Genomic DNA, 12,669 nt, shown 5'->3' on the forward strand with positions numbered 1-12,669 from the left:
CAGCTTAAAGCTGCCCGTTTTTTTTATTGCGCTGGTAAACGATCACTTGTTGCCGTGGTGACGGTTGCGGTGTTTATTCTTCCCACTGGATGAGCTGATCTTTTGGCCACTGACAGCCGGTATCGTGATACTGTTTTTCCAGCACATGACGTTTAATTTTCAGTGTAGGGGTCAGAATACCGTTCTCAATACTCCAGGGTTCTTTGATCATCAGAACACCTTTTATCTTGGCGTGTGATTCCAGTTCTTTATTGATGGTGTCGATTGCCCGGCTCACTTTTTTCGCATATCTGTCCTGGTCAAAATTAGGGTAAGCATGCGCTACCGCCAGCAGTATGGGGGCGGGCATACCTGAACCCACCACACACATCATTTCAATGCCACAAAGTTCAAAGAGGCGTTTTTCAATCGGAACCGGTGAAACGAATTTACCTTTCGCTGTTTTGAAGTTGTCTTTTTTCCGGCCCTGAATTGTCAAAAAGCCTTCTTCATCCAGACTGCCCAGATCGCCGGTATGCAGCCAGCCTTCATCATTGAAGCTTTCTTTGGTTGCGATGTCATTTTTGTAGTAACCAGAAAACAGGCCTTTGCTACGCACCAGAATTTCATCATCTTCGGCGATCTTGATGTCCACACCCGGCCCTGCACTGCCTACCGTGCCGATCTTGTCGCTACGAAACGGCAGGTTGAGTGTGCCATAGGCATAGTTTTCCGTCATACCCCAGGCTTCGGTGATATTGAGTCCGATACTCTCATACCAGCGCAACAGGGCCGGTGAAACCGGTGCTGAACCGCAGCCTAATACGCGCGCTTCATTCAGGCCCAGTCCATCAGCCAGTTTGCGTTTGATAAGACCGGACACAAAGGGGATTTTCAGCAAAATGTTCAGTTTTGTCTGCGGCAGTTTTTCCAGAATTCGTTGCTGGAACACAGTCCAGAGGCGGGGAACTGAAATAAATAATGTCGGGCGGTGCATTTTCACATCGTCAATGAAAGTATCCAGTGATTCAGGAAAAGCAACCTGCACACCTGCCATCATTGATGTGCCCAGGATATAGACACGCTCGGTGATGTGAGCCAGGGGAAGGTAGGAGAACAGACGTTCATTGTCGACGATGCCGATATGCTCAATGAGGTTCTGCGCCGAAAAAGCAAAGCCACCGTAAGAGAGAATGGCCCCTTTGGGTAACCCTGATGTGCCGGATGTATACACCAGCGACATCACGTCGTTGTCCTGATGGGAAGGGCGCTCTTCACTCGGGTTGTGCGAGTCAATTAACTCATTGAATGAGTGCTTACACTCTGGGGTATTCGGGTACGGGAAGCTGACAGTGATGATGTCTTCCAGATTGTTACAGACGGTATTGATCGCGCGGTTATCATCCAGCTTACCAATGAAAATCAGCTTGGCTTCACTGTGAGTCAGACAGTGCTCTATGGTGTCTGCACCTGCCGTAGGAAAGACAGGCACGCTGATGTAACTGCCGAGCATCATAGCCAGATCGCAGATATACCATTCAGCGCAGTTTTTCGATATCAAGCCTAGCTTGTCCCCTGGCATGAGGCCTTGCGCACGTAATGCGCTGACAAGGCGTAGTGCCTTATCTACGACCTCGGCATAGGTAAAGTCGGTAAACTGCCGGTTGATGATCTGGCGGAGAAAAATGTCATCCGGGCGTTCTTCTGCCCATTTCAACATGCGTTCATGAGGTAATGCTTGCGTCATGAGCGAATCCCTTAATGTGTTTGGCTGTAAAGGCAAAGTCATTGTAATGTTCCATTCCGTGGTTGTTATTATCTTGTTAAATAATTAAATGCGGCTTTAGGTGGAGCGTCAAGATATTACTGTATTGAATTTGCGGTAAAAATCTAACTCAGTGATCAAAAATAACGGTTTAAGTCATTGAGAAAGCAGGAAGAGATACTGACTAGCTGTACACCTGCAGCAGCTCTGTGAATTGTCAGAGCTGCGATGCAGTATGCATGTGTTTTTGTTACTGAATGTAAACAGTAACCTGAATGAAGGATTTCAGTTACTGTGCTTGTGGTGCGACAGGTGCCTGATACGCTTTGGTTCCCCAGAGTGGCACTGTGGACAGGCTGTGCTTATAGCTGCCTGATGTTTCTTTGGTGGAATAAGACAGATACATCAGTGTCTGGCTGTCGTGGTCAAACACCCGGCGAATTTTCATGGTTTTGAAAAAGACACTTTTCGACTTCTTGAAAACCACATCACCCGATTTCGATTTATCAATAGCGGCGATCATTTCCGGGGTAATTTCACCGGTTTGCCGGCAGGAAATGGATGAATCACTGGGATCTGAAAAATCCAGATCCGCTTCAATACTGGCAATGTGGCAGGTGACGCCTGGTATCAGCGGATCACTGAGCACATTCAGTTTGATGTCTTTAGTGGTAAATACGCCCAGACTGACGTCACCGACTTCGTTGTCTGAACAGCCTGCCAGTAAGGATGCTCCTGCGATCATGGCAGAAAAGAGCAGAGCGCGCTTCATTCAAAGTCTCCATTGTTCTGTAAGAATAGTGAGTGGAACGGTGTCGGATAATAATCACGCTCTCGCGGATTGTGCGTACATTTAGCGTTTTCTACTGCTTTTCATGGCTGCATGCCGTTCCAGGTACCAAGATAGCAATCCGCCCAGCATGACTCCAGAAAGATTTGCCACGGCATCGGAAAAAGAGCTCTGGCGCCCAAGATGAAGAACGCCCTGGAAAACTTCGAGCAGACTGCCAAAAATCATCAGTCCGATCAGCAGGGTAAGGTAGAAACGGTATTGCTGGCTGACACAAAGTGCCAGCATGGCAAAAAGCATATAAGTCAGTACATGAAGCAGTTTATCCAGGCCGGATATGCCGTAAGTATCTAAGTCGGCCAGTGATCCTTTCTCTGCGGCTGGCATTAAGGTCAGCCCTGCGATAGAAGCAGCATACAAACTGAATAGCAGCCATATCCATATCAGTAATTGCCGCTCTTTCAATGAAACATACAGTGAGATCGGTTCAGCATGTTTTCTCATGGTTTATAGCGTGAGCTTAACAGCTGATTCAGGTGCCGAACGGGAATGGCATAAGTGATGGCACTCGGCTGACTCAGTGCGTTTTCTTTGCTGGTTTGCACTAAGACCTTATTGATGACAGCGATGACTTCACCTGTGTCCTGATGGTAGACCGGACTGCCGCTGTTGCCGGGATAGGCCGTGGCATCAAACTGATAGACGACATAAGGGTTTTTCAGGTATTTGAGACGTGCGACTGAAAGCTCTTTTGCTGTACGGGCCGGTACTGCCATCGGCGTAATGCTGGATACCATGCCTCTGTGTGTCACCGGGTACAGGCCGAGCACTGCACCTATAGGGAAGCCAGTGAAGCTGTATATTTCACCTTCCCGCACCGGCCGCGGAGAGAGACGCAAGCTTGGTAAGGGGCTGCCAGTGATTTTCAGTAATGCCAGATCGTGATCACTGTCACGTGCAACGACTGTTGCGGTGCGGACATCCGGTGAAGTGCCTGTCCCGACAAAGACAACAAAGCCGGTGTTTGTATCCACTTCGATGGAAGTGGGGACAACGTGATTATTGGTGGCAATCAGTGTGCCATCGCCGACGACAAAGCCAGTCCCGATTAAATTAGCCCGTGGCGTCGCCAGTTTGTTGTAAGTGCCGACTCCGACAACTGAAGGTTTAATTTTCGCAATAACGTCTGGCAATGCGGCTTGTGTGTGCGTGGTTGTAAGCAGTATGCAGCCAAGGCAGAACAGAGTTCGCACGATGCACAAGGTGACTCGACGGGTACAGAAAAGCATGATTTTTGTCCTTACACGCTGGCAGAAAAAGGGGGGAACCTATCGCCCCGCACTGCGGGGCGTTGAGTTTACAGCCGGATTTTTTCTTCCAGTTTGCTCTTTAGCATCAGCAGCTTAGGATCGGAAGTCGTCACGCCAATTAAAACTTCTCGCGCATTTTCCTTCATATTGTTTGCCAGCAGACTTTCTGCATAGTGAAGGGCGATCTCAGGGTTAGTCTGTGCCTGTTTGTAGGCTTTTTCCAGCATTGGCAGTGCATTGGCGGCCTGTCCTGATTTCAGCAGACAATAACCGTAGGTATCCTGAATCTGTGGGTGCTCCTGAGCCAATCCTAAGGCTTTCGACGCACTGTCGCAGGCTTGCGGATACTTTTCCTGAGACAAATACAGCCAGGCAAGATTATTTAAAGCCACGACATTATCTGGCTGTTGCTCCAGAATGCGCCGGTACTGCGCGATAGCCTGTTCAGGTTGTTGCTCAAATTGCAGTTGGGCCAGTGTCAGGCGCAAGGGCGCGGCTTTATCACCGTATTCTTTGATGACCCCCTGCAGAAATGCAATGGCTTCCTCAGCTTGCTGGTTTAATGAATAAGCAGTGGCCACATCGTTGGCGCTGGCGATCCCCGGTGAGGCAGCATAGCGTTGCCGTTGCCATTCAACAGCTCGGGTATAGTCTTTGCGCTGCAGGTAATTCAGGGCTTGTAATCGCATGAAATACGCTTGTGTCTTTACGTTGTCCGGCAGGGCATCCAGTGTGGCCTGGCTGGCGCTGGCATTGTCCAGTTTCAGTTGCAGCCCGGCTTTCATCAGTGAAAAGATCGCCGTGTTCTGAAATAACTGCTCGGCCTTTTCGGCCAGTTGCAGGCTATCTCTCATTTTGTTGTTCAATTCTTTAATCTGGATATTGCGCATATACGCTGGCTGGCTGAGTACATCTTGCTCAAGCCATTTGGTGTAAGCCGGTTCGGCCTGACGGTAGTCGCGCTGACTGAAATAGATATCACCCAGCAGTCGCCAGCTTTGGGCGGTTTGCTGCTGGGGTGTCAGACTCGTCATGAGGCTGAGTGCCTGGTCCGGGTGTTTTTGCAGCATATAACCGCGAGCCAGATCCAATTTCAGTGCGGTATTATCCGGGTGTGCTTCGACCTGAGAAGCAACCAGAGATACAGCCTGGTCAAGTTGCCCACTGAGCTGACCATATTTGTACAGCGTCCGGGTGGTCAGATTCTTTCCCGGGTAATGGGAATAAGCGGTGCGCGCATAACCGAAAGCGGCGTCCATATCATTTTTGCTGGCGGCAATCTGGCCAAGCCCCAAAGTGGCTTGTAAGTTCTTGGCGTCTTTTACCAGTACCTGCTGATAGATTGCTTGCGCCTGATCGGGCTTTTTCTCAATTTGCAGCACCAGGGCATTGAGCATCTGGGCAGTCTGATCGTTTGGATTGCGTTCAAGCCAGGCAGTGACAAGTTGTTTGACCTCGTTGGCCCTGCCTTGTTTTAAGTAATAATAGGCAAGACCCAAATTCGCTTCTGCGAGGGACGGGTCGGTATCGAGAATGCGCTGGAGAGTGTCGACCCCCGTCGTATCATTACTGGCTAACTGAAGCAATCCTAAGCGAAGCTGCTTGCTGGTGGTTGGGTTATGATTGGCTTTTTCTGCCAGAGACATAGCGGCATCATTACGGCCGATTTTGGCGAGTTCCAGGCTCATATCTGAGATAAAGTCGCTGCTCGCTTTGTCTGTGGCATCGAATTGATTCATGGTTTGCATGGCACCGTCAATGTCACCCAGCTTAAGCTGGCTGGAGGCATACAGGCGTTGGATCATATGGTTTTGCGAGACAAAAGGCGCGACTTTTTCAAATCGCTCACTGGCCTGTTCATAATTTCCCTGGTTATAGGCAACGACACCCGAAATCAAGTAAGTGGGCAGATTTCTGGAACCGTTTCGGATGGCTAAATCGGCGTGGACTTTTGCTTCACTCTGTTTCTCTTCGGCGTAAAGAATGGTGGCTTTCAGTTCATTGCTCAGTACGTGACCGCTTAATACCGTCAGCAGATTATCGACATACTTTTCTGCTTCCTGGTACTGCTCTGTTTTCACCAGCGCCTGTGCCAGGTACAGGGTGTTTTGTAAGGCTTTCGGGGCGGTGTCTACAGCTTTGCGATAGCTCTCTGCTGCGGCTTTGTTATGACCCATACTGGTTTCAATATGGCCTTTCAGCAGCCAGGCATCACTGCTGGCGGGATACACTCGTACGATATTGCTGACCTGGCTCAGTGCAGTATCATTGAGTTCTCTGGTGGCATCTAAGCTGGCTCTGGCAAGGCGCGTGTAGAGCGTGATCTGTCCGGCTTTTTCGGCTCGCTGAAAGGCTTGTTCAGCGCCATCGGGATCGTTATCGAGCAACAAAGCCAGTGATTCTATCGCGTAAATGTCTGCCAGTGCTTCAGCTTGCTGGCTGCGGGGCCGTTTGGCCAGGTCAATGATATCCGTTGTTTTTTTCTGGGCCAGATAGGCCTGGGCAAGCAGTGGTTCAATCGTGTCCTGCTCGTCGGCGCTTCTGAGTGCTTTATACAATTCTTTTTCAGCACTGGCATAATCGCCCTGGTCCAGGTAAATCTTACCCAGCATCAGCCGGGCCTGATTGGCATCAGGATGTTGCTGTATGGCATTTTTCAGCTCAATAACTGCAGCATTGATTTGATTGCTGCTGAGATAGGTATCGGCTTTGGCCATGTACTCATCGACAGACTGTTCACCACAGGCTGTGAGTGTGACAGCGACAACACCAGCGAGTGCCAGCACATGAAAGGTGGTGCGAGGTAAAAAAGCCATAATCATCCCTGTCAGAATTTTCAGATGGACTTTTTTTAGGATAGTCACATTTTTGACACTGCGGCCAATCGCTTTGACATAAAACGTCTGTTTGTACTCACTGTGCTGATAAAAATAGCCATTAAAGTACCTGAAAAGTGCGTTGCCCTTTGCTCTGCTATGCTTGATGCGAACGGATAAATTACGGCGCAGGGTAGAAAAATGGAAAGCAAAAACAGTTCGATACAGTGCGAATGGATTGTTAACCCCGATCATAAGTGGTTAGCAGAACACTGGTGTGCGCTTGAGGAGCAGGCTGAACCGAACCTGTTTTTGTCCTGGCTCTGGATAGGGACATGGCTGGATTGTTTTGTGGACAACTGTTGTGTTGTTCTTGCCCGGCAAGAGGACAAAATTGTCGGCCTGGGCATTATCGTGATTAAAGAGAAAAAGATTGCTGGTTTGTCCTATGGCAGACAGTTTTGCCTTCACCGGACAGGTATTCCTTCACAGGATCAAATCTGGATTGAATATAACGATTTTCTGATGGACAAGACGCTGGCCAATACCGTTCGTCCATTAATGACAGCCTGTGTGATGTCGCAAATGAACGGGACAGATCTCTTTGAGATTGGCGCCAGTCTGGACGTGGATTTTGTCAGTAACGGACCACAGTCTGTGGCGGCGCATTGTGGTAGCGAAAGGGCAGATAAGCAGGCCGTTTTATCCGGGCTGGCACTTGCAGAAAAACGGGCATTTGCAGAAAAAGAGGTGGTGTGGGAGTCGGTCGGCTTTGCGCTGGATTTTGGCCCGCTGAAGGACAAGCAGCAGACGCTTGATAGCTTTTTGTCGCGAAATGCCAGGTATCAGATAAAGCGCAGCCTGAATAAGTACAATGCGCTGGGCGAAGTGAAAATCACCACGGCTTCTTCTGTCACTCAGGGACTTGAGCTTTTCAATCATGCGGCGGAATATCACCTGAGCCGTTGGGGCAGCAAATCAGAACAAAGTGGTTTTGCAAATCCTGGTTTTCTGCATTTTCACCATGAGCTGATTCGCCGCGGGCTGCCTCAGGGGCGGATTGCCATTCACCACCTGCAGGCCGGGGAAGACGATCTGGGGGTGATTTATAATTTTCACCATGCCAACTGGGTACTGTTCTATTTAAGTGCGCTGAATTATGGCTCGGGCGATAATCACCTGAAACCCGGTTTGGTTGCGCACTATCTGCTGATCCAGGATGCCTGGGAAAATGGGGCGCTGGGGTACGATTTCATGGGCGGGATTGCCCGTTACAAAAAAACCTTCGCCAACCGTGAGTGCCGGTTGGCGATCAGTCAGTTCCGCTATCCGCATTTTACCTATTCAGTGAAGAAAGCTATTCGTGCTTTGAAGCGTCGTGCCCTGAAGCGTCGGGTGTTGTCCGAAAGCAGTTCTGACTGTCCTTAAAGGCGCCGGCAAAGGTGTCTTGCACATTGATCGGGTTGCCACAAAAGTCCGAGATACTGTCCCCTTTGGCCGTCACGGGATACTCAGTGGCACTGCGGGTTAATTTGGCTTTGATAGCATCGTCTTTGGGCGAGAAGTTACCTATTGCTGGCGAGGTAAACCAATCATCCAGTTTTTGTTTTTCGGTCAGATAGTCAGGGGAAAGAATCAGATTGTGGGAGGCCGACGCTTTACCCTGGTCGCGTTCCCGTATTTTGCCGCTCACAATGTTATTAATCAGCTCGGCGCTGGACTGAGCAAACCGGACGTCGATGCCCGAGGTATGATAGAAAATGTTGTTGTTGACCAGTGAATTACTGGATTTATTAATGTAAAGACCCACGTCATTGCAGTGCAGGACGATATTGTTACGCACAGTATGGTTATCCCCTTCGAAAGCTATTTGTCCCCGCCGATTCTCCTGCTCCATACCGCCGCCACCTAATGACAGGCCAATCTGATAACCATCATATTTCCGGCTGGTGCTGTTACAGATAACCAGGTTGTTTTCTATGATGCCTTGCTCGTTGCCGCCTTTCATGAAAGCGCCATAGCTGACCTGATTGCCGCCGGACTTGATGAAATCACGAATGATGTTGCGATCGATACTCCAGGCATTGCCATGGTCAAGATTTATGGGAGTGACAGATCTCGAGGTGTCTCTTGGCTGAGTATTGTAAAAGTGATTACGACGAATGATGCCGTTATCAGGAAACTTGTTCGCCATCCGGTTGACTTTGATGGCGGCGTTGAAATCGATGAAGACATTGTTCTGCACCAGGCTGTGATCGGCATCGCCAACAATGTGCAGCGCATGATCGCAATCGGAAGGGGTGGGACAAACACCTTTAAAGGTCAGCCCTGATACCGTCCAGTAGGGCTGATTAATCACAATGCCTTCCAGCCCGTCGAGCTGCAGCAGAACGGTACCCGGCTCTTCTGCCCTCAATACTACGGGACGCGATGCAGAGGGTGTAATCTGGCTGATATTAAGGCGCTTGCTGCTGAAAAAGTAGGTGCCTTTTTTCACGACTATGTCCTGGCCGGGTAACACATCTTCCAGTGCTTTTTCAAAGCTTTGTTCATCAGATACCCAGAGGGTACCGAGCGAAGCGGGCTTGATCGGTTCTGGCTTAGGGCCTGATGATGACCAGTCAGGCCCGACTGATGGCCAGTATTTTGTATCAAATTCGCGCCAGAAATAGGAAGGGCTGGCGAGGTTGCTGGCCATACTGGCGACAGCCTGATTGACAGGTGCCAGGCTTGGAAACTCTTGTTCAATGTGACTGACTGACTGGCGCAAAGCGGCGGGCAGGGTCTGACTTTGTTCGCTCCAGTGTTTAACCAGATACACACCGGCAACAAGGAGGATCACGTGAGCGAGAACACCGATTGTCGCGAGATATGTTTTTATTCCTTTCGAAATCATCAGTCAGCTCCCGGCTATTATCTGCTTTAAAAGTGTGATTAACGTCAAACAATATTCAAGATCGAGTATAGGTAATAATGTTGACATCGGGTGAAGCAAGTACCACAAATCCGCCATAGTTAGTCGGTAATACAAGACTGAATGTGGGTAGAGATTGGGTTGCAGCACTGAGATTAGGAAAGCAGAAAAACCGAAAATGTAAGTAGTTAGCCAGGCTGACTGAGGCGAAACCCAAGTAGCTGTTTTGAAATTATTCAGGTGGCAGATAAGACAATTTTATGATCTGGCATGGTGGCTCTGTGCTTCATGTGCCATTTTTAACATAGGTATGCCAAGTTACTCAGGCTGCAAGTTACTGAAGTTGATTGTAACGAGCCCCGGAGGCTGTCTGGGGAAAGCACGGTTAGCAGAACCCCTAATTATCAGCGTACTGCATCAGCGAAATGCCGCTTTCGGATAAAGCGTTCGGTGAGTTCAGAAATGGTGGCGTTGCAGGCTGGCATTGCAGCGAATCAGGAGAAAAGATGGACGTTAAACTACTGGTAGTGATCCATGCTGAGGAAGAATTTGACTGGGATCAGGGATTTAATAGCCGCAATACTGCCGTTACGCACCATCATGCCCTGATCCCTTTTATGGGGGAACTGATTGAGACTGGCGCTAAGATCACCTTGGCCATGGACTATCCGTTTGTTGAAAGTGCCGGAGGCAGGGAAGTGATAGCCCACTACCAAAGTAACGCAGCGCAGTGTGTTGAATTTGCCGCGCATTTGCACCCCTGGGTGAATCCGCCCAATGTCTCTCATGATCAGTCTGTGACCGACTTTGAGTCTTATCCCTGTAATCTGGCACCGGATCTTGAGTATGAAAAAATAAGCAGGCTGACAGAAAAAATACAGGCGGTGTCAGGGGTATCTCCGGTTACGTATCTGGCGGGACGATACGGTTTTGGCCCTGTTACCAGTGAACATTTGCGCACATTGGGTTATCAGGTCGATCTCAGTATCAGTGCTTACTGTGATTTCAGCCATCAGCAAGGGCCTGATTTCAGTGAATATACCAATGCCCTTTTTGTTGAAAATGCGATTCGGCATATTCCGCATACCAGTTCTTGGCTATCCGTTTCCAAGCGGGTTGCAAAAAAGGCCAATCAGTGTCCGGCCTGGTGCCGTACCTTCAATAGCAAACACCTTACCCGTTTCATTGCAAAGGCTCTTCGTATAAGCAGGCACCGTTTGTCGCCGGAAGGCAATGATCTCTCCCAGCTTCAGGCCATCACGCAAGCTCAGATGGCAATAGGGCAAGACGTGTTTGTACTGTCTTTTCACTCCCCCAGTCTGGTGGCCGGAATGACACCTTATGTGCCCACCACCAAAGATTGCGAGCGACTAAAATACACCACACGGCGCTATATTGAGTGGTTTCTGCGGGAGCTGAACGGAGAAATTGTCCTGGCGAAAGACATGGCAGTCAGCCAGGGATAAGGCAGAAACTTATGGCAGATCAGTATTCCCAGGCGATTTTTTCGGGTGCTAAGTGGTCTATGATCACTATTTGGTATAACCGCTGTATCGGGCTGATCAGCACCCTGGTGCTTGTGCGTTTACTGTCGCCGGAAGATTATGGTATCGCCGGGTTCACTATGTTTTTTGTGTATTTTTTCATCGCACTATCAACGGTGGGGACCAAAAGATATGTGCTGATGGAAGATATGACTGATGAAAATAAATTGCACAGTATTTGGTCTTTGAATCTGCTGTTTCGTATCGTGTCCGCGTTTTTTTTATTTCTGTCGGCAGACTGGGTAGCTGTTTACACCAGTGAGCCAGAGATAGCAGTGGTCATTCGTGTTGTCAGTATTATTCCCGTTATTCTTGCTTTTCATAATGTCGGTATGGATCTGTTCGAAAAAAACTTCAATTTTAAAATGGAAACCATGATGCTAATGGTAGCGAAAACACTCGGCAGTGTGTGTACCATAGCGGTTGCGTTAATTATCGGTAATTACTGGGCTTTAATTGCCGGTGTTATATTGATGGCCGTGATTGAAGTGATCACCAGCTATATTCTTTGTCCTTTTCGGCCCCGCTGGTGCACACAGTACTGGAAAGAACAGTGGGTTATATCTAAATGGCTGTATCTGGTTTCTGTGTCTGGTTATATGCGCTCCAGGGTAGACATGCTGCTCTTGGGTAATATTCTTAACAGCCGCAACGTCGGTTTTTATAATATGGGGCAGGAGTTTTCCTGGCTGCCTTTTACTGACTTTCTGGCCCCGATGAATCACGGGGCATTTTCCGTGTTTTCAAAACTGAAAGATCAGGACAGCTTACTGAAAGAAAGATTGTATTCACAAATGGCATTGTTAATGTTTCTTGCTATGCCTGTGTCTTTTGGGGTATGCGCCATCGCGGAGGATTTTGTCTATGTCGTTCTCGGAGAAAAATGGATTGACGTTATTCCAGTCATGCAGAATTTGTCATTCTTAATGATTGTGATGACTATGTATATGTTAATACAAACGGTATTGATCTTAAAATCCAGGATGCCGCTGTTATTTAAGTGCGATTGTCTGGCAATTTTGTTAGTGATTGGCAGTTTTTATGGTAGCGGCTACGACGATCCTGACAGCCTGTCTTTTGTTCGCTTACTGGTTGGCGGTATATTTCTGGTGTGTGTGACAACTGTGTTCTTGCTTGTGATCAGGCTGCAGGCCAGCCGTTTATTGCCCGTTATTTTTGTGCCGTTTTCTGTTTCAGTATTGATGTATTTCAGCGTTACTGCTGTGGTATCTGAAATAGACAGTCATTTCTGGGGTTTACTCCTGGGTATAGTAACAGGTGTATTAGTGTATTCGGTTTCTATGCTGGCATTATTGCCGGTTTCAATCAGAGTGATTCCGGAGTATCGAAGTATACAAGCTAAAATAGGAAAAATAATCAGAACCCCTATGTTTGATTAACGTCAGTGAGGGTAGAAGAGCGGATGGATTTTCTCTATAGCGATTGAGAGTGACTTAATTAGTTGCATAATAATCTACTGCAACTGTTAAGATCTGTTCGGGTCACTGATGACAAATTATTCATAGTCAAAATTTTGTTGGTTCGTTAATC

General features: G+C 48.4%; 9 protein-coding genes. 3 read left to right on the plus strand and 6 right to left on the minus strand.

What is annotated here, in order from left to right:
- Positions 1-73: 73 nt before the first annotated feature.
- The 5 genes from KCG43_RS12905 to prsT form a co-directional block, all read right to left on the minus strand.
- Positions 74-1,726, minus strand: coding sequence for an AMP-binding protein (locus KCG43_RS12905; protein ID WP_255558032.1), 1,653 nt, complete (start codon positions 1,724-1,726; stop codon positions 74-76).
- A 307-nt stretch (positions 1,727-2,033) separates the two neighbouring features.
- Entirely contained in the window at positions 2,034-2,516 is a 483-nt protein-coding gene (locus tag KCG43_RS12910) for a CreA family protein (protein WP_218385386.1), read from the minus strand.
- An 81-nt stretch (positions 2,517-2,597) separates the two neighbouring features.
- Entirely contained in the window at positions 2,598-3,038 is a 441-nt protein-coding gene (locus KCG43_RS12915; RefSeq protein ID WP_192016853.1) for a hypothetical protein, read from the minus strand.
- Positions 3,035-3,823: a serine protease gene (locus KCG43_RS12920; RefSeq protein ID WP_218385388.1), complete on the minus strand. Its 789-nt coding sequence runs from the start codon at positions 3,821-3,823 to the stop codon at positions 3,035-3,037. Before KCG43_RS12920 ends, KCG43_RS12915 begins: the two co-directional genes overlap by 4 nt.
- A 68-nt stretch (positions 3,824-3,891) precedes the next feature.
- Positions 3,892-6,660, minus strand: a complete 2,769-nt coding sequence (prsT, locus tag KCG43_RS12925; protein WP_218385390.1) for an XrtA/PEP-CTERM system TPR-repeat protein PrsT — start codon at positions 6,658-6,660, stop codon at positions 3,892-3,894.
- 201 nt (positions 6,661-6,861) lie between these two features.
- On the opposite strand from prsT, the gene KCG43_RS12930 reads away from it, so the two are divergent.
- Positions 6,862-8,088, plus strand: coding sequence for a GNAT family N-acetyltransferase (locus KCG43_RS12930; protein WP_192016855.1), 1,227 nt, complete (start codon positions 6,862-6,864; stop codon positions 8,086-8,088).
- Here the strand turns inward: KCG43_RS12930 and KCG43_RS12935 are convergent.
- Positions 8,018-9,556, minus strand: a complete 1,539-nt coding sequence (locus KCG43_RS12935; RefSeq protein WP_218385394.1) for a right-handed parallel beta-helix repeat-containing protein — start codon at positions 9,554-9,556, stop codon at positions 8,018-8,020. The two genes, KCG43_RS12930 and KCG43_RS12935, sit on opposite strands and share 71 nt — an antisense overlap.
- Before the next feature lie 524 nt (positions 9,557-10,080).
- Between KCG43_RS12935 and KCG43_RS12940 the strand changes: the two genes are divergently transcribed.
- On the plus strand, positions 10,081-11,040 hold the full coding sequence (locus KCG43_RS12940; RefSeq protein ID WP_192016857.1) for a hypothetical protein: 960 nt from the start codon (positions 10,081-10,083) through the stop codon (positions 11,038-11,040).
- An 11-nt stretch (positions 11,041-11,051) separates the two neighbouring features.
- Positions 11,052-12,518 (plus strand): oligosaccharide flippase family protein, encoded by a 1,467-nt coding sequence (locus KCG43_RS12945; RefSeq protein ID WP_218385397.1) that lies wholly within the window; start codon positions 11,052-11,054, stop codon positions 12,516-12,518.
- Positions 12,519-12,669: the final 151 nt, after the last annotated feature.

It is taken from the genome of Photobacterium sp. WH24, assembly GCF_019204055.1.
Lineage (GTDB): Bacteria > Pseudomonadota > Gammaproteobacteria > Enterobacterales > Vibrionaceae > Photobacterium > Photobacterium arenosum.

Excerpts from the sequence above, each read along its gene's own strand:
- KCG43_RS12935 (WP_218385394.1), bottom strand. The coding sequence starts at position 9,556 with ATGATTTCGAAAGGAATAAAAACATATCTCGCGACAATCGGTGTTCTC.
- KCG43_RS12930 (WP_192016855.1), top strand. The coding sequence starts at position 6,862 with ATGGAAAGCAAAAACAGTTCGATACAGTGCGAATGGATTGTTAACCCC.
- KCG43_RS12910 (WP_218385386.1), bottom strand. The coding sequence starts at position 2,516 with ATGAAGCGCGCTCTGCTCTTTTCTGCCATGATCGCAGGAGCATCCTTA.
- KCG43_RS12940 (WP_192016857.1), top strand. The coding sequence starts at position 10,081 with ATGGACGTTAAACTACTGGTAGTGATCCATGCTGAGGAAGAATTTGAC.
- KCG43_RS12915 (WP_192016853.1), bottom strand. The coding sequence starts at position 3,038 with ATGAGAAAACATGCTGAACCGATCTCACTGTATGTTTCATTGAAAGAG.
- KCG43_RS12945 (WP_218385397.1), top strand. The coding sequence starts at position 11,052 with ATGGCAGATCAGTATTCCCAGGCGATTTTTTCGGGTGCTAAGTGGTCT.
- KCG43_RS12905 (WP_255558032.1), bottom strand. The coding sequence starts at position 1,726 with ATGACGCAAGCATTACCTCATGAACGCATGTTGAAATGGGCAGAAGAA.
- KCG43_RS12920 (WP_218385388.1), bottom strand. The coding sequence starts at position 3,823 with ATGCTTTTCTGTACCCGTCGAGTCACCTTGTGCATCGTGCGAACTCTG.
- prsT (WP_218385390.1), bottom strand. The coding sequence starts at position 6,660 with ATGGCTTTTTTACCTCGCACCACCTTTCATGTGCTGGCACTCGCTGGT.